Source organism: Pseudomonas sp. SB113, assembly GCF_040754745.1.
Taxonomy (GTDB): Bacteria; Pseudomonadota; Gammaproteobacteria; order Pseudomonadales; family Pseudomonadaceae; genus Aquipseudomonas; species Aquipseudomonas grimontii.
Genome location: NZ_JBFMHW010000013.1, coordinates 84,043 through 100,904, shown reverse-complemented (window position 1 = coordinate 100,904; position 16,862 = coordinate 84,043). Strand labels below are relative to the sequence as shown.

Below are 16,862 nucleotides of genomic sequence, written 5' to 3'. Positions count from 1 at the left end.
CAGGATGTGAACTTCGAGCAAGATCGGGCCGGCTGGGAAAATGCTCCCGGTGATTTCACCGGCTACGCGGCTTGGCAATAGCCGCCAAGTATCTCTTACAGAAGAGGACACATCATGGCAGCGGAACTCCGGGAAGGTGCTCCCGGCACCCCCTACGGCGGTCATTTACCGACGACACAGCTGGTTATTCCCGAGATCCGGCTTCCTTTCGCCGGTCCGCCACCGCGTTCCGACAGTGAGCGGTTGCGCACGCATGCGCTCGCTTGGGCGCAGCGCTACGGCTTGATCGGACGCCGTGGTGCACATCGGTTGAGCACTACCGAGCTGCTCGAACTGGGCGTTGCGCTGTGCGGGAGGGCGCCCACGCCCCAAGCCGAGATTCTGGTGTGCTGGTATCTGTGGGCGCTCACTCTCGATGACCGAATCGATGATGGACCCTGGGCGGAAAACGGTGCGTTGGATCGTTTCATCATCGCAGTAGAGGCGTTGACCGAAGGCGGCGATGCTGATTCATCAGGTGAAATCAGCCGATTTGATGACCCAATGCTCGTTGTTCTGGTCGACGATCTGTGGCCTCAGACCCGGTGTTTGGGGGGCGATCATTGGCGGCATCGGCTTGTGCGACATTTGATCCAACATCTGCGTGCGCAGGCGACGCTGGTTCGCGTGCGGGAAACCGACAAGGCGCTCACATTGGCCGAGTACCTGCCGTTGCGCCGGGACGCTTTCGGCGCACTGTTCTTCTTTGATCTTATCGATGCGGCCGAAAGTCTTGACCCGTACGAGCATCCAGCGGACACCGCATGGTGGAACACGTTGCGTGAACACGGCGCCGATATCATCGCCTGGACGAACGATATCCATTCGATTGCCAAAGATGTGGTGTGTGGTGAACGCTTCAACCTGGTTTCAATCCTCGCGGATACCGCTGGCATGGACTGGCCTGCCGCGATTGAATCCGCCCATCAAATGGTGAACACGGCGGTTGCGCAGTTCACGGCGGTCGCCACCCAGCATGCAAATCACCGGCGGTGCGCCGCGACCGACCCGGACCGGCTGCGTCAGGTTGTCCGGGCTGCGGGCGACTGGCACCGGAGCGTTTCTCGCTATCACCTGCATGCCGCCGATTCCACGGCACAGGACAACCGGCAAGTGGACCTGAAACTTACTCCACCGACCCTTAAATCCCGGCAGTTCGAAATCGACCCTTACCCCTTGTATGAGCGGTTACGTACCACTTTACCGATCGTCTATGACGAGCCCACCGATGTGTGGTTGGTCAGTCGGCATGTGGATGTCAAAGCCGCATTGACCCATCCTGGGGCGAGCAACAACAACTACACCTGGCAGATTGGGCCGCTGCTGGGACACACTATTGTCACGATGGACGGGTGTGAACATGCGCAGCACCGTGCGTTGCTTAGCCCTTCGTTTCGCAGCAAGGCCCTGGCAGCGCTTGAAGTATCCATCACGTCGGTGACCGCGGACCTTCTGGCGCAGATGCACGGGCGACCCCAAGTGGACCTCATTGCCGATTTCACCGCAGCGCTGCCGGTGCGGGTGATGGCCCGTGCGCTGGGTCTTCCGGCTGAAACCCGCGAGGAGGTGGAGCAGCTGAAGCGTTGGTGTGCCATCGGCTTCGCTTACATGGGCAACTATCGACAGGATCCGGCACTGTTGACCGGTGGGTTATCCAACCGAGACAGTTTCTACGACTTCATCCAGCCGCACATCGACGCTCGCCGTGCTGAGCCCTCAGACGACCTGATCTCGCAGCTTCTGGCGGCAAGGATTGACGGTCAACCGTTGTCCGAGACGTTCGTCCGGTCCTACTGCGCGATCCTGATGACTGCGGGTAGCGAGACCAGTCACGGTGCCCTGGCGAATCTGATTGTCAACCTGTTGAGCGAGCCTGGCGTCAAAGACGCGGTGATGGCTGATCCAGACCTGATGGACAATGCGCTCGCCGAGACCCTGCGACGCAACCCTCCTTTGCAACTCGTACTTCGCGAAGCCCGTGAGTCGCTGCTGCTGCCATCGGGAACGATTCCTGCTGGCGCGACCCTGGCCTGTCTTATCGGTTCGGCCAACCGCGATCCGGACCAATTCACCGACCCGGACACCTTCAACATGTCACGCACCGAACAGGCGAGCAGTCATTTCGCCTTCGGAGCGGGGCGCCACTTCTGTCTGGGATCGATGCTGGCACGTATGGAGATCACGATCAGCGCTCGCATGCTGCTACAGACCTTTCCAAACGTGCGCTGGGCTCCTGGGTTCACCCCTGCCGAACGCGGATTCCTCAACCGCTGCCCCGATCAACTGGAGGTCGTACTGTGACCATTACTGACTTTGCCAAGGAGCCCGGCTACACCAACAGTTATCTTGCTGATCAGCACGCAGGCCAATTGGAACGGCTACGCACCCTGGAGCGTGCCTTTGACCCGTTGAGCCAAGCGGTTTTCGATCAGCTGGATCTTCCGGGCAAGCCTGCCATCCTCGATCTCGGCGCCGGTGCTGGATCGCTCGCCCGCTGGCTGAGCAAGCGCTATCCCAACGCGACCGTCACCGCCACCGACATCGACACTCGATTCCTGACCAATATTCCTCGCATTCGGGTGATGACCCATAATGCGGCGACCGATGATTTTCCTGCTGCCTCCTTTGACGTGGTGCACATCCGGGCGCTTCTGTGCCATCTCACCGAACGCGAGGACATATTGACGCGAGCCATCACCTGGGTCCGCCCGGGTGGTTGGCTGGTGATCGAAGACGTGAGTCTGCGACCGAGCTTGATTGCGGCGAACCCTGTGTTCCGAAAAGTAGCCCAGGCCGGAGTTACCCTCCTGGAGCAGTCCATCGGTTCCGATATGCTCTGGGCCGACACTCTCCCCGGCCAGTTACGTGATCGGGGACTCTCCAACGTTGGGTATTGCACCTTTGAAGGCCGAATTGGAGACAACAGCCCAGCCGATGCCTTCTGGGCTGCAACTACTGCACAGGCTGGGCCTGCTCTGCTGAAACTCAAGTTACTCACTCAAGACGACCTTGATGCCATGGCCCGTCTGCGTGACGACTCTGCGTTTACCGCCGCGGCGTTGACATTCGTGAGCGCCAGGGGACGAGTCCGTTGACTTGGGTAAACCCCGCACACTGAAAACAGTGTGCGGGGGAGGGCGCGCGTAATTGCACCGAAGGGAATACAGAATGACCAATGATGTAGTGTTAGTTGATGCCAATGATGTACAGATCGGAGTGTGTGACAAACGCATCGCACACTTGGGAGAGGGAAAGCTGCATCGCGCATTTTCAGTGCATCTGATCGACAGTGAAGGGCGTCATCTGCTTCAACGTCGTGCCGCAGGTAAAATGCTTTGGCCAGGTTTTTGGTCGAATGCGTGCTGCAGTCATCCGGCACCGGGAGAGACTATTCTGGATGCTGCGTCTCGTCGTCTGCGTGAAGAATTAGGCATCTCTGCCTCCAGCCGGTTTTTATATAGTTTTGAGTACCATGCCCACTTTGGTTCGATCGGTGCGGAACATGAGTTATGTCATGTATTGGTTGCGCAATCTGACGCTGTGGTCTGCCCGGCAACTGAAGAAGTCAGCGAGATCAAGTGGTGGACGCGAGCCGAAATATCAGCTCGACTTTCAGCGTCACAAGGGCAATTCACGCCCTGGTTTCGAATGGAGTGGCATCGTCTTTTATCGGAACACCCTTCGTTCGATACGCCGACATTGCAGATCTGCCCGGAGGAGAATACGACACCGTCAGGACACGTATAAACCTGTTACTTCTGACAGTAGACGGCAAGTAATTTGGCCTTGTTAATAGAGGCCAGGCCTGCGCCTTGAAGGCTTGGTCCCTTAACATGATGAGGATTGCCACATGCCAAATGTATACAAGATTATTAGCTTCGATGGACTGCCTGCTGCGCTGATTACCGATACCGAGAAAGAGCTCATAGTCACCGCGCCGGCGATTCCTGGGCTAGAAAAGGGACAGGAAGTGGTGTTCTTCTTTCGCACGCACCTGGGGCATGGCATTGCCGTCTACCTGAGCCTGGAAGAAGGCAGCTTGAAGCAACCCATGGAACTCGTGGTTGATAAGAGCCAACTTCCCAAGACGAAGGAATTGCACATCGACTACGGCGCCTACGTTAGCAGGCGCGCGGTTCATCGTTCAGCCGTGGCGTATTACCCCGCCCGTGAAAGCGCAGCCCAGGGCTAGCCCGTTAACTGCACCCTCCATTGCATTCACGTTGAGGCCGGGTCGCCCGGGTTGGAGTTCATCCAGCTGTAAACGACGACCCATGCCTCAGGCCGGTGTTTAGTCATACGCCGAGCGGGCGCATCTGCCATGATCGCGCTTTGCAACCTGGCTCACCCAAGGAGATCCGCAATGGACGATGTACAGCAACTGGGCGAGATGCTTCGTCATTACGCCGATAGCGAAGCGCACAAGAAGCAGCAGTTCGATGTGCAGTCGGCCCGTTGGGCGCAAAAGCTTGGCGAGTTGTTCGGGCAGATAGAGCAATGGCTGGAGCCGGTCAAGACCGTCGGCTTGCTGGAGGTGCACCGTGAAGCCTATATCGCCAGCGGGCCGAGCGTGCCGGTGGAGACGTCGACCTTCAAGACCGAAAAGCTGCTGGTGCAGATCACCGGAAAAACCGTGGAGTTCGTGCCCGAGGTCATGGGCGTGGGCGGTTCAATCTCAGTGTCGGTGATGGGCTTGACCGCTGCCCGTCACGGCAGCGTGTCGCTGGTACTGCCGGCCGACAAAAACGACTGGCTGTGGAAGAAAACCAATGGCCTCAAGGACCCGGACACCTTTGGCTTCGACGCCAACTTCCTGGCCACGCAGTTGCAGAGCCTGATTCCGCGCGAACGCGGCTGAGGGCTACCGCTTCGTACAGCGTCGATGCGGGCCGTAGGTGTGTCAAACACTGGGTGGAAATAAGTATTTTTTGCCCAGGATTGGCTATACCTACAGCTCCATGTTTCGATGATGATCGCCAAGGAGTTCAATGATGAAACTAAGGCTAATGATCAGTACGCTGTGCGTGGCTTCAATCGCAATGGCTGGCTGCGCCAGCAAGGTCACCCAACCGGACGAGTACTCAGGCTTCCTTTCCGACTACAGCCAGCTCAAGGAAGCCAAGTCGCCTTCGGGGGCCGAGGTGATGCGCTGGGTCGACCCCAAACTCGACCTGAGCCGCTACACCGCGGTGTACATCGAACCGACGCAGTTCTACCCCAAGCCCCAGGCCACCGCGAAAATCCCCGACAGCACCCTCAATGGCATCAGCACTTACTTCAACCAGGCGCTCAAGCGTGAGCTGGGCAAATCAGTGCCCCTGGCCAACGGCCCCGGCCCCGGTGTGATCGTGGTGCGTGCGGCGATCACCGCCGTCAGCAGCAAGACTGAGGGCCTCAAGCCCTATGAATTCGTGCCTGTGGCCCTGGTGGCGGCGGCGGTGAGTACCGGCACCGGCATCCGCGACCAGGAAACCACCCTCGGCACCGAGGCGCAGTTCCTCGATGGTGCCGACGGCAAGGTGCTCGCCCAAGTGGTGCGCAAGGGCACCGGCAAGCCGCTGGCCAACGACTCGCAGGTGATGAAGGCCGATGACGTGAAAGGCGTGATCGATGGCTGGGCGTCGGACTTGCATCAGTCGTATGTGAAGCTGAAAAAACACTAGGGACTAGAACGCATTCCTGGCGGGTTTGTTGTAGTAGCTGAGCAGGGCGTCATAGCGACGGGTGATGAGGTAGTAGTCATCACTCAGTTGCTGCGGCGAGGCGTGTTCCCTCCAGTCCCGATGCAGGGTACGCAACGCCTGGAGGTACGCGTCGGCTGACGAGCGGGTGGCGTACCAGAGGTGAGTGGCTTCCTCCTCCCGTTTGCTGCGCGGCATTTTAACCAGGAAGTCCTTGCTGGCATCGCTGGCCTGTTGCAGTGTCTCAGTCAAGCTGAGCAGTTGTTGGGGCGTCAGGCTGGCGTCGCGTACACCCTGGTCAATCTGGTTCATCGCCTGACGGGCCGCGATCATATGGTTGAGCAGGTGCCAATGCAGGTCCCGGCCGAAGCGCGATTCGAGTCGCGCCAGTTGTACCGGGCGCAGATGGATGTCTTCGTTTTCCAATTGGGTGCGTAACGCAGCGGACGCGCTCAGGTACTCTTCGCCCCGGTTGGCCAATTCCCCGACCATCCGCTTGTTCATGGCTTGCGCCACCCATTGACGCATGTTCGACGGCATACCTTCGGTTTGTATCGGATCAACCATGTCCGCCAGGGAGGTGAATTTATTCAGCTTGTCGGCATACACCATGGCGAGAGTGCCGAGGTGGCTTCCGGGCTGCTGACGCTCCAGTTTGAGGGTGTACAGCTGCGAACAGACCGCCGCCTGTATAATGCGCGGCTCGGGCTCGTTACGGTCGCCAAACTTATCCTGGGTGGGGGCTTCGGGCTGTGTCGAACGCATACGGTAGTACGCCAGGCGCGTATCGCGATCAATTCGGTTCACGCAATCAATGATCGGCGCCAACGCGCTGGCCATTGCGGTGGAAGGGCTGTCCCGTTGGTCCAGCCATAATTGCACACGTTGCAGCGGTTTGGTGGCCCCGGCCACACCGAGCAATCCCAGGCCCAATACCAGGCTGACGGGTAACAACCATTTCGGATTCATTGCGCGGCCTCCTGACCATACCACTGTGCCTGGGTGGCGGGCGCCTGGCAGTCGGGGGCGGAGCGAGGCATGCGGCTGCACAGGCGTTCGGTCCACTGTTGCAGGCCCTGGTTACGGGTTACGTGTTGCTGGTTGTCGAGCACCGTCAAGCCGGCGTACAGCACAATCCCACTGATGCCCAGCAGCACCATGCCCAGGGCCGTCCAGCGTGGGTGGCGGGCGGTCCAGGGGGTGTGGCTGTTCATGAAGGGCCGCTTGATCACGCCGATAACCGCCAGGGTCGCGACCAGCGCCAGGCTGGCAAACGGGCCGAACGCGTAACCCAGCGCTGCGGCAAGGACCAGCCCTGGCAGCAGGTCCCGTATCGGCAACAACGGCAGGTGAGTAGGGCTAAACCAGCGCGGCAGGCGCTCACTGAGCCGTTCATCGAGCACGCGGTACTGATGAGCCAGCGGGCGCCAGACCTGCCAAGCCAATCCGGCGCCGATCACGGCACCCAACGACCACAGCAGGCCGTAGCCCAAGGTCGGCAGCACGTTGCCGGCCAGGGGCTCGGCATTCACCAACACGCCTACCAGGCAGCTCAATACCAGCGCGACAATCCAGGGCCAGGTATCCATGGCCGTGTCCCACCCTTGCCAGAAATACACGATACCGCCGGGCATCGTTTCGGCTTCGGCCGCGTGCTCGGTGTAGATATCTGCACTGAGTGCCTGGCAGGCTTTCCAGTCATGTTCATCGAAGCGTTGGGCGAAGGCACGGCGCTGACCCAGGCTCATCGGTGCCAGTAGCAGCCGGGCAGCCCGTTGTTGCGGGCTGTTGGGCGCTTCGGCGGCCAGTGCCCGTTGGCGTGCCATGAAGACCGGGCCTTGCTGGCGATGCAATAGCCGAGCCCAATCCTCCGCCGGGCAGTCATGACCGCTGCCGCCATGCCAGTTTTGGCCGGCGCACACTGCGTCGAACACCGCGCTCGACCAGTAATGACTCTGCGCCAACAAGCGCGCCAGCCATTGGTTGAACCACTCGGCATGCGGATGATTGTTCACCCAGGGATGCTCGGAGCGCGCGGCATAGGCAGCCAGGAAGGCGGCCTCGTCCTTTTGCTCAAGCGCCTGGCGCAAGGGTTGCTGCAACGCGCTGCGGTGCTTGCGCTCGAGCTTTTCGATCAGCTCGCCGGGCAGTTCCAGGCGCTGCCAGGCCGTCAGCCAGTTGAAGGTTTCAAAGGCCCAGCGAGTTTCTTCGGGGTTCAGATGCCCTTCGATGTCGCGCAGCAACAGGTGGATTTCAAAAGGCAGCGCATTGCCATCGGCCATTGCCGCCTGATAATGGTCGGCAAGGGTGTCGCCCTGGGCTTCGATGACGACTTCGTCGACTGCCTGCAGCCGTTGGCTCCACGCCAGCGCAGCCTCATAGGCCTCGCGCAGGCGCTGGAAACCCTCGGGGTCATCATCCGGCCGGGTTTTCTTCAGCAGGGCGGCGTATTGGCGCTTGATCGTGCGGCTATCGGCATCCGGCGCCAGGCCAAGGACATTCCAGCAAGTCATGTGCAGTGCAACTCCGTAGACAATCGCGCGCACATTACCTGTTTTACCGGTTGATTAACCAGCGCCAGTAAGGGTTAGAGCCCATGGTAGGGCTGGCCCGGCCTGACCCTGCGGCGACCGGGCACGCGGTGTTACTTAAGCGGCGTCAATGGCGGCAGTTTCCACTGGCCGTTACCCACCTCAGGCTTGGGCAGGTAAATCCGCAGGATGGCGTAGAACGGACCGGGTGGAGCCGGCAGCCAGTTGCTCTGCTCGGCTTTCGGCGGTTCGTGGTGCTGCAGGGCCAGGGTCAGGCCGCCATCGGCGTCCCGCTTGAGGCCGGACAGCATGTGCGAGTTGATCACGTAACGTTTCTTGTGGTTGGGCACCAGTTGCTTGGTCTTGGCGTCGTACATGGTCAGCGACCAGAACGCATCGGCCGGTGGCAACTGGTCCTTGGCGAAATGCACGGTGTAGCTGTGGCGGGCGCCGTTGGCAGGCTTGCCCTCGCTGTCGAGGACGTAGCTCAGGTAAGCGACTTCATCGCCGGAGTTACCGAAAAGCCCCATGTCCGCACCGGCGTAGCGGTACAGGTAGTTATTGTTCAAGTGGTCGCGGCTGCCATACAAATCGCCACTGGCGACCTGGTGCGTGTCGACCTTGTCCTTTTTGAATGCGGCAAACTCGGCGCGCGCATCGGAGATGCCGTCTTCCAGGGCCTTGCGCTGCTCAGCGGTCAACTCCTTGACCTTGAAGGGCGCGCCTGGGGCGATACCGATCTTGGCGAAACGCGCCAGCAGGTCTTTCTCGCTGTCCTGGGGCGCGGCGAAGGCCAGCATGAAGTTCAGGTAGCGAAACAGCTGCGGGCCTTCGGTCATGGTCGCCATGGGCTTGGGCCATGCGACCTTTGGCGCTTTGGCCGGCGCAGCTTGCTTCACGTAGTTGCTCAGGGACTGGACTTTGTAGCCGTTCTGGATCTGCTTGACCTTGTTCAGGTCCTTCTCGTCGAACAACTGCGTGCGGTAGAGGGCGTAGGCGATGTTGCTTTCGCTGTAGACCACGCGGTCGACGTTCACCGGCTGCTGACCTTTCCAGTCCGGGCCGGCAATCATGTAGTGACCGCCGTTGTTGCCGGTGCTGCGGGTGCCCAGGTAGGCGATGTTCTGCGTGTAGAGGTCGATCAATTGCACCGAGTAGTAACGGTCGTCTTCGATCTTGGGCAGCGTCAGCACCAGCGGCTCGCTGCGCAGGTCCATCCAGACAAACGAGTAGGGCGTGTCCAGGTTCGGCGTCACGAACGCGGTGTCCTTGGGGGTGAGCACCTGGGCGGTATTGCCGATATGGTTGAACGGCGCCTTGAAGTTGGCGCCGCCCTTATCAACGGCCTGGGTGTAGAGCGTCTTGTACATCTCCACCACCGGGTAGCCATACAGGTAGGCTTCCTTGGCAATGGCCCGCGCTTCGCTGGGGGTAGCGGTGAAATCGGCCCAGGCGCCGGAACTCATGAGTATCGAGAGGCTCGCCAACAGCAGGCGCGTCGGTTTTCCAATCATGTTGTTGCGTCCTTCCAAAGTTCGTTTGACTGACGGGGAATAAAGGCGACGAGTTTCCTGTTTTATTTCCCGAACGTCACGTTAATCCCTGCGAATAACGTGAACTGCGGCCAGCCGTCGTCTTTGCACGCCACGGTCCACTGCGGCTCAAGCGAGCAGCTAAATGCAGGCGCGCCAGGCATCCAAACGAAGAAGGGCGCGAGTACGGGCGTTTCACAGGTGGGTAAAGAGGGGGGGAATAGCCGCCCGTGCTGGGCGGCGATGCGCAAAAGAGGGGTCAGGCGGCAGGCAGCATCAATTTGACTTTATCGCGCAACTGGTCGATCGAGAACGGTTTGGCAATCACCTGCATGCCGGCAGGGACGTCGATACTTTCGGCATAGCCGCTGGCAAACAGGATGGGCAGAGCCGGGCGTAGTTCACGCACGCGGGTTGCCAGTTGCTTGCCGTCCATGTCCGGCAGGCCCACGTCGGTCATCATCAGGTCGATCACCTGAGCGGAGTTTTCAACGACCGCGAGCGCCGCTTTAGCGTCGGCCGCCTCAAGCACACTGAACTCCAGCTCTTCGAGTACATCGACGATCAGCATGCGCACGATGGCGTCGTCTTCGACTACAAGGATGGTGGAGGCTGACGCGGGCATAATGGGAATTCCTGAGAAGAGGGGGGAGCAGGTAATAAAAAATTCAAAAGGACACCGCAGTAGTGAGTCTCCTTGATCAAGCCAAGTTCCCTTGGAATGCGCATTGTGCCGACACCGCACAGCATTGTCTCTTTCCAAGGTGACCATGGGTTTGTTCTGGGCTGGAAACAACGTACTACCCTCAGCCTCCTCTCGCTCGACGTGTCAATTACACGCTGAGCTGGCAGAAAAATAGCGTTCAACTGCAACTTTGGGGCAAACTCCCGGTTTTTCCGTATTTGGCCAAGGCATGCCCATGACTCCCGCGTCGTCCGTCGATGAACAGAGCTTTCGTACACTGCTGAGCCGAAACGTGGCATTGCCCCTGAGTGTGGGCGTGCTCAGCGCGGTATTTTTCGTTTGTCTGATCACCTATTTGCTGTCGGTGATCCAGTGGGTGGAGCACACCGATCGGGTCATCAACAACCTCAACGAGACGTCAAAGCTGACGGTCGACCTGGAAACCGGCATGCGCGGTTTCCTGATCACCGGTGACGAGCACTTCCTCGACCCGTACGAAGTGGCCAAGCCGCGAATCATTGCCGACTTGCGCAATTTGCAGGACCTGGTGGCGGATAACCCGCAGCAGGTGGATCGCCTCAAGCGCCTGGAAGCGTTGCAACTGGAGTGGAACAAATACGCCCAGTCGATGATTGATATGCAGCGCGAGAGTGGAGACTACCGCAGCGCGGTCAAGGCCGGCCGTGGCAAGCGCCTGACCGATGAGATCCGCAAGGAATATGAGGAAGCGGTGGCGATGGAGCAGCAGTTCCGCATCACGCGCAATCAAGAAGTGACCCGCACCACGGTCATCAGTGTCACCCTGTATCTAGCATTCGTGCTCGGGCTGAGTGGCTTCCTGGCGTACATCGGCCGCAGGAACTTACTAGCTTTATCAGACAGTTACAGCGAAAACATCGCGTCACAACAGAAGATCGCACTGCGCCTGGAACAGCAGGCCTGGCTACGCAATGGCCAGACCGAGCTGGCCGAACAGGTACTGGGGCAGCTGACCCTCAATATGCTCGGGCGCAATATCCTGCAATTTTTTGCCCAGTACATGGGCTCGGCAGTGGCGGCGCTGTATGTGCGTGAAGAGCACGGCGGTCTCAAGCGCGTCGCGACGTATGGCTTCTCCCGCGAACAGGAACAGCTCGAACAGGCGATCTACAGCGACGAAGGGATCGTCGGTCAGGCAGCCCAACTGGACCGGCTGATTCGCCTGGATGACGTGCCGGTGGACTACTTCAAGGTCAGCTCCGGCCTGGGCGAAGGCTTGACCCGTAGCGTGCTGGTGGTGCCGACCAGCGATGACGACCGTGTCAACGGTGTGATCGAGCTGGGCTTTCTGCGGCCGCTGGAAGAGCGTGACATCGAGCTGCTGGAGTTGATCGCCGGGAATATCGGCACCTCCATCGAAGCCGCGCGCTATCGCCAGCGCTTGCAGGAAGTGCTGGCCGAGACCCAGCAGCTCAACGAAGAGCTGCAAGTGCAGCAGGAAGAACTCAAGACCGCCAACGAAGAACTCGAGGAACAGTCACGCATCCTCAAGGAGTCCCAGGCCCACCTGGAAACCCAACAGGCCGAGCTGGAGCAGACCAACGAGCAACTGGCCGAACAGACCCAGACCCTGGCCGAGCAACGCGATGCCATGGACCGCAAGAACGTCGAGCTCAACCAGGCCCAGCTCGAGCTGGAAGACCGCGCGGATGAATTGCAGCGCTCCAGCAAGTACAAATCCGAATTCCTCGCCAACATGTCCCACGAACTGCGCACGCCGCTGAACAGTTCGTTGATCCTGGCCAAGTTGCTGGCGGAAAACCCCCAGGAAAACCTCAGCGCCGAACAGGTCAAGTTTGCCGAGTCGATCTATTCGGCGGGCAACGACCTGCTCAACCTGATCAACGACATCCTGGATATTTCCAAGGTAGAAGCCGGCAAGTTGGAAGTGCGCCCGGAAAACTCCAGTGTGACGCGCCTGGTGGACGGCCTGCGCGGGATGTTCGAACCGCTGGCCGCCGACCGCAAGCTGGGGTTCCAGGTGCAGGTGCAGGAAGGTGCGCCGATCATGCTGTTTACCGACCGCCAGCGCCTGGAGCAGATTCTCAAGAACCTGCTGTCCAACGCGATCAAGTTCACCGAACACGGCGAAGTCAGCCTGTCGGTATCCCGCGCGCCAGGGGAGGGCATTGCCTTTACCGTGCGCGATTCGGGCATCGGTATTGCCCCGGACCAGCAGGAAAGCATCTTCGAAGCCTTCCGCCAGGCCGATGGCACCACCAACCGCCGTTACGGCGGCACCGGCCTGGGCTTGTCGATTTCCCGTGACCTGGCCGCGTTGCTCGGCGGCTATATCAGCGTGACCAGCGAACCCGGCAAAGGCAGCACCTTTACCTTGGTGCTGCCGGAGCAATATGTCGAACGCGAGGAAGACGCGCCGCCGATCGAGCAACCGCGCCAGGTCGTTGCCGCCCCCGCACCCAAGCCCATCGCGATCTCACCGCTGCCGGTAGCCGACGCCAAGCAGATCCCGCGCTTTGCCGACGACCGCGACAAGGCGCCGTTCGCCACCCGCTGCATCCTGGTGGTGGAGGATGAGCCGAACTTTGCGCGCATCCTCTTCGACCTCGCCCATGAGCTGGGTTATCAGTGCCTGGTGGCCCACGGTGCGGACGAGGGCTACAGCCTGGCCGAGGAGTTCATTCCCGATGCGATCCTGCTGGACATGCGCCTGCCGGACCATTCCGGGCTCACTGTGCTGCAACGCCTCAAGGAACACGCCAACACGCGCCACATCCCGGTGCATGTGATTTCCGTGGAAGACCGCGTCGAGGCCGCCATGCACATGGGCGCCATCGGCTATGCGGTAAAACCGACCACCCGCGAAGAGCTCAAGGACGTGTTTGCACGCCTGGAAGCCAAGCTGACCCAGAAGGTCAAGCGCGTATTGCTGGTGGAAGACGATGACCTGCAGCGCGACAGCATTGCCCGCCTGATCGGCGACGATGACATCGAAATCACCGATGTCGGTTATGCCCAGGCCGCCCTGGACCTGCTGCGTACCAACATCTATGACTGCATGATCATCGACCTCAAGCTGCCGGACATGCTGGGCAATGAGTTGCTCAAGCGCATGGCTACCGAGGATATCTGCTCGTTCCCGCCGGTGATCGTCTACACCGGCCGCAACCTGACCCGCGATGAAGAGGCCGAACTGCGCAAGTATTCGCGCTCGATCATCATCAAGGGCGCCCGCTCGCCGGAGCGTCTGCTCGACGAAGTCACACTCTTTCTGCACAAAGTCGAATCCCAGCTGTCCCATGACCGCCAGAAGATGCTCAAGACCGCCCGCAGCCGCGACAAGGTCTTCGAGGGGCGCAAGATCCTGCTGGTGGACGACGATGTGCGTAACATCTTCGCCCTGACCAGCGCCCTGGAGCACAAAGGCGCCGTGGTGGTCATCGGGCGTAACGGCCGCGAAGCCATCGAGAGACTCAATGAAGTCGACGACATCGACCTGGTGCTGATGGACGTGATGATGCCGGAGATGGACGGTTACGAGGCCACCGCCTTGATCCGCCAGGACCCGCGCTGGAAAAAGCTGCCGATCATTGCGGTGACGGCCAAGGCCATGAAGGACGATCAGGAGCGCTGCCTCGCAGCAGGCTCCAATGATTACCTGGCCAAGCCGATCGACCTGGATCGCCTGTTCTCGCTGATTCGCGTATGGCTACCCAAGATGGAACGCATTTAAGTGGAGCACCGTTTTTTGGAGAAAAGCAGCGATATTGAGCTGCGCCTGTTGATCGAGGCGATTTACCTCAAGTACAGCTACGACTTTCGCGACTACTCCGGTGCGTCGGTCAAACGTCGCGTGGCCCACGCCTTGCGCCAGTTCGACTGCGCCACCATTTCGGCGTTGCAGGAGCGGGTGCTGCACGATCCGGCAGCGTTCATGCAGTTGCTGCAATTTCTGACGATCCCGGTGAGCGAGATGTTTCGCGACCCGTCGCACTTCCTGGCCATCCGCCAGGAAGTGGTGCCGCTGCTCAAGACCTACCCGTCGATCAAGATCTGGATTGCCGGCTGCAGCACGGGGGAGGAGGTGTACTCCATGGCCATCCTGCTGCGTGAAGAAGGCTTGCTGGAGCGCACGATCATCTATGCCACCGACATCAACCCCGCCTCCCTGGATAAAGCCAAGCAAGGCATCTTTTCCCTGGAGAACGTGCGAGCCTACACCGCCAATTATCAGCAGGCCGGCGGGCAACGGTCATTTGCCGACTACTACACAGCGGCTTACGATTACGCGATCTTCGACAAATCCCTGCGTGAGAATGTGACGTTCGCCGACCATAGCCTGGCGACCGACAGTGTATTCTCAGAAACTCAATTAATTTCATGTCGCAACGTACTGATTTATTTCAATAAAAAATTGCAGGATCGAGCGTTTGGATTGTTTCATGAGTCGCTGTGCCATCGCGGCTTCCTGGTGCTGGGCAGCAAGGAAACCCTGGAATTTTCTGGTTACAGCAAGCAATTCGAACCCTTGGTCAAGCAGGAACGGATCTACCGAAAATCATGAGCGACGTCGCAGCCAACCCGATTCGCGGGATTGAAGCCATCGTCGTCGGCGCCTCCGCCGGCGGCGTCGAGGCGTTGCTGAGTATTTTCAGCGAGCTGCCCGACACCTTCGCCCTGCCGATCATTGCCGTATTGCACCTGCCGGATGAGCGCCGTAGCCAACTGGCGGAAGTCTTTGCGCGACGCCTGCCGATTCCGGTACGGGAAGGGCAGGACAAGGAAGTGATCCAGGCGGGCACGTTGTATTTCGCCGGTCCCGGCTATCACCTGTCGGTAGAGCATGACCGCAGCCTGTCCCTGAGCCAGGAAGACCGGGTACACCATTCCCGGCCGGCTATTGATTACCTGTTCGCCTCGGCCGCCGATGCCTATGGCAAGGGCCTGCTGGCCATTTTGCTCACGGGCGCCAACCACGACGGCGCCCACGGGCTGGCCCATATCAAGCAATCGGGTGGCACCACGGTGGTACAGGACCCCAGCGAAGCACGGATTGCCGTGATGCCGCGCGCGGCCCTGGCTCTGCACGCACCTGACCATATTCTGACCTTGAGCCGCATTGCCGCATTGCTGGCTTCCCTGGAATCCTCCCCATGTTAAGTACTGTCCAGGCCAAACTGCTGATCGTCGACGATCTGCCGGAAAACCTGCTGGCCCTCGAGGCACTGATCAAGCGCGAGGATCGCCAGGTTTTCAAGGCACTGAGCGCCGACGAGGCCTTGTCCCTGTTGCTGGAGCACGAGTTCGCCATGGCGATTCTCGACGTGCAGATGCCCGGCATGAACGGGTTCGAGCTGGCCGAACTGATGCGCGGCACCGAAAAAACCAAGAACATCCCGATTGTGTTCGTCAGTGCCGCCGGCCGTGAACTCAATTACGCCTTCAAGGGCTACGAAAGCGGCGCCGTGGACTTCCTGCACAAACCGCTGGACATCCACGCGGTCAAGAGCAAGGTCAATGTGTTCGTCGACCTGTACCGCCAGAGCAAGGCGATGAAGCAGCAGGTGGAGGCACTGGAGCGCAGCCGTCGCGAGCAGGAACTGTTGCTCGCCCGCCTGCAGGCCACCCAGGCCGAACTGGAGCAGGCGGTGCGCATGCGTGATGACTTCATGTCGATCGTTGCCCATGAAGTGCGCACGCCGCTCAACGGCCTGATCCTGGAAACCCAGCTGCGCAAGATGCACTTGGCCCGCGATAACGCCGCCGCGTTCACCCTGGACAAGATGCACGCCATGGTCGACCGCGATGAGCGGCAGATCAAGAGCCTGATCCGCCTGATCGAAGACATGCTCGACGTATCGCGCATCCGCACCGGCAAGCTGTCGATACGCCCGGGGCGCTTTGACCTGACGCAACTGGTGCGCAACCTGGTGGAGAATTTCGCACCGCAGGTTGCCGCCGCCGAATCGACGATGCAACTGGTTGCCGAGGCGCCCGTGGAGGGCAACTGGGATGAGTTCCGTATCGAGCAGGTGGTCACGAACCTGCTGACCAACGCCTTGCGCTATGGGGCTAAAAGCCCGGTGGAAGTGCGCGTGTACAGCGAACATAGCGAGGCCCGGATTGAGGTGCGCGACCATGGGATCGGCATCAGTGTCGAGAACCAGAAGCGTATTTTTCAGCAGTTCGAGCGCGTGTCCGCCAGCCAGGTATCAGCGGGTCTGGGCCTCGGTCTGTTTATTTCAGAACAGATCATTGCAGCCCATGGCGGCACCATCGAGGTCGAGAGCCAGATAGGCGAGGGCGCGTTGTTTCGGGTGTGCCTGCCCCTGGAGCAGCCGGCATGAAATCAATCGTCACCCCGACGCAACCTCTGCGTGACCCCATGGTCGTA

Annotated in this window: 14 protein-coding genes; 10 read left to right on the top strand and 4 right to left on the bottom strand. The window is 60.1% G+C overall.

All coding sequences use genetic code 11. From position 1 onward, the window contains the following. Positions 1-114: 114 nt before the first annotated feature. From AB1462_RS18290 to AB1462_RS18265, 6 genes are all read left to right on the top strand, one after another. Positions 115-2,340 (top strand): cytochrome P450, encoded by a 2,226-nt coding sequence (locus tag AB1462_RS18290; protein ID WP_367247549.1) that lies wholly within the window; start codon positions 115-117, stop codon positions 2,338-2,340. Continuing rightward, positions 2,337-3,134, top strand: a complete 798-nt coding sequence (locus AB1462_RS18285) for a trans-aconitate 2-methyltransferase (protein ID WP_367247548.1) — start codon at positions 2,337-2,339, stop codon at positions 3,132-3,134. Before AB1462_RS18290 ends, AB1462_RS18285 begins: the two co-directional genes overlap by 4 nt. Before the next feature lie 73 nt (positions 3,135-3,207). Next, on the top strand, positions 3,208-3,786 hold the full coding sequence (gene idi / locus AB1462_RS18280; protein ID WP_367247547.1) for an isopentenyl-diphosphate Delta-isomerase: 579 nt from the start codon (positions 3,208-3,210) through the stop codon (positions 3,784-3,786). Positions 3,787-3,889: 103 nt separating this feature from the next. Next, positions 3,890-4,231 (top strand): hypothetical protein, encoded by a 342-nt coding sequence (locus AB1462_RS18275; protein ID WP_090404034.1) that lies wholly within the window; start codon positions 3,890-3,892, stop codon positions 4,229-4,231. A 171-nt stretch (positions 4,232-4,402) separates the two neighbouring features. Continuing rightward, entirely contained in the window at positions 4,403-4,897 is a 495-nt protein-coding gene (locus AB1462_RS18270) for a hypothetical protein (protein ID WP_146371514.1), read from the top strand. A 133-nt stretch (positions 4,898-5,030) separates the two neighbouring features. Continuing rightward, entirely contained in the window at positions 5,031-5,702 is a 672-nt protein-coding gene (locus AB1462_RS18265) for a DUF3313 domain-containing protein (RefSeq protein WP_367247546.1), read from the top strand. A 3-nt stretch (positions 5,703-5,705) separates the two neighbouring features. On the opposite strand, the gene AB1462_RS18260 is transcribed toward AB1462_RS18265, so the two are convergent. The 4 genes from AB1462_RS18260 to AB1462_RS18245 all read right to left on the bottom strand — a co-directional run bounded on the left by AB1462_RS18260 (position 5,706) and on the right by AB1462_RS18245 (position 10,408). Next, the gene (locus AB1462_RS18260; protein WP_367247545.1) at positions 5,706-6,689 is read right to left on the bottom strand and encodes a DUF3829 domain-containing protein; all 984 of its coding nucleotides are present in this window, start codon (positions 6,687-6,689) and stop codon (positions 5,706-5,708) included. Further along, positions 6,686-8,233 (bottom strand): J domain-containing protein, encoded by a 1,548-nt coding sequence (locus AB1462_RS18255; protein ID WP_367247544.1) that lies wholly within the window; start codon positions 8,231-8,233, stop codon positions 6,686-6,688. The genes AB1462_RS18260 and AB1462_RS18255 overlap by 4 nt, the downstream gene beginning before the upstream one ends. A gap of 131 nt (positions 8,234-8,364) precedes the next feature. Further along, positions 8,365-9,765, bottom strand: coding sequence for a DUF1254 domain-containing protein (locus AB1462_RS18250; RefSeq protein ID WP_259194780.1), 1,401 nt, complete (start codon positions 9,763-9,765; stop codon positions 8,365-8,367). A 277-nt stretch (positions 9,766-10,042) separates the two neighbouring features. Continuing rightward, on the bottom strand, positions 10,043-10,408 hold the full coding sequence (locus AB1462_RS18245) for a response regulator (RefSeq protein ID WP_259194779.1): 366 nt from the start codon (positions 10,406-10,408) through the stop codon (positions 10,043-10,045). Between the two features lie 295 nt (positions 10,409-10,703). Here AB1462_RS18245 and AB1462_RS18240 point away from each other — a divergent pair, with 295 nt between their 5' ends. Genes AB1462_RS18240 through AB1462_RS18225 form a run of 4 tightly spaced genes read left to right on the top strand, consistent with a single transcriptional unit; the run spans position 10,704 to position 16,815 of the window. After that, positions 10,704-14,201 carry a response regulator gene (locus tag AB1462_RS18240; protein WP_315336069.1) on the top strand — a complete coding sequence of 1,166 codons (3,498 nt, stop codon included), beginning with the start codon at positions 10,704-10,706 and terminating at the stop codon, positions 14,199-14,201. Further along, positions 14,202-15,032 (top strand): protein-glutamate O-methyltransferase CheR, encoded by an 831-nt coding sequence (locus tag AB1462_RS18235; RefSeq protein WP_259194777.1) that lies wholly within the window; start codon positions 14,202-14,204, stop codon positions 15,030-15,032. Next, the gene (locus tag AB1462_RS18230) at positions 15,029-15,628 is read left to right on the top strand and encodes a chemotaxis protein CheB (protein ID WP_090404050.1); all 600 of its coding nucleotides are present in this window, start codon (positions 15,029-15,031) and stop codon (positions 15,626-15,628) included. The genes AB1462_RS18235 and AB1462_RS18230 overlap by 4 nt, the downstream gene beginning before the upstream one ends. Then, positions 15,622-16,815 (top strand): hybrid sensor histidine kinase/response regulator, encoded by a 1,194-nt coding sequence (locus AB1462_RS18225; protein ID WP_259194776.1) that lies wholly within the window; start codon positions 15,622-15,624, stop codon positions 16,813-16,815. Before AB1462_RS18230 ends, AB1462_RS18225 begins: the two co-directional genes overlap by 7 nt. The last annotated feature ends 47 nt before the right edge of the window (positions 16,816-16,862 follow it).

Bases quoted from the DNA above. Each gene is read 5' to 3' on its own strand.
- AB1462_RS18270 (WP_146371514.1), top strand. From the start codon at position 4,403: ATGGACGATGTACAGCAACTGGGCGAGATGCTTCGTCATTACGCCGAT.
- AB1462_RS18230 (WP_090404050.1), top strand. From the start codon at position 15,029: ATGAGCGACGTCGCAGCCAACCCGATTCGCGGGATTGAAGCCATCGTC.
- AB1462_RS18250 (WP_259194780.1), bottom strand. From the start codon at position 9,765: ATGATTGGAAAACCGACGCGCCTGCTGTTGGCGAGCCTCTCGATACTC.
- idi (WP_367247547.1), top strand. From the start codon at position 3,208: ATGACCAATGATGTAGTGTTAGTTGATGCCAATGATGTACAGATCGGA.
- AB1462_RS18275 (WP_090404034.1), top strand. From the start codon at position 3,890: ATGCCAAATGTATACAAGATTATTAGCTTCGATGGACTGCCTGCTGCG.
- AB1462_RS18225 (WP_259194776.1), top strand. From the start codon at position 15,622: ATGTTAAGTACTGTCCAGGCCAAACTGCTGATCGTCGACGATCTGCCG.
- AB1462_RS18240 (WP_315336069.1), top strand. From the start codon at position 10,704: ATGACTCCCGCGTCGTCCGTCGATGAACAGAGCTTTCGTACACTGCTG.
- AB1462_RS18265 (WP_367247546.1), top strand. From the start codon at position 5,031: ATGAAACTAAGGCTAATGATCAGTACGCTGTGCGTGGCTTCAATCGCA.
- AB1462_RS18290 (WP_367247549.1), top strand. From the start codon at position 115: ATGGCAGCGGAACTCCGGGAAGGTGCTCCCGGCACCCCCTACGGCGGT.
- AB1462_RS18260 (WP_367247545.1), bottom strand. From the start codon at position 6,689: ATGAATCCGAAATGGTTGTTACCCGTCAGCCTGGTATTGGGCCTGGGA.
- AB1462_RS18255 (WP_367247544.1), bottom strand. From the start codon at position 8,233: ATGACTTGCTGGAATGTCCTTGGCCTGGCGCCGGATGCCGATAGCCGC.
- AB1462_RS18245 (WP_259194779.1), bottom strand. From the start codon at position 10,408: ATGCCCGCGTCAGCCTCCACCATCCTTGTAGTCGAAGACGACGCCATC.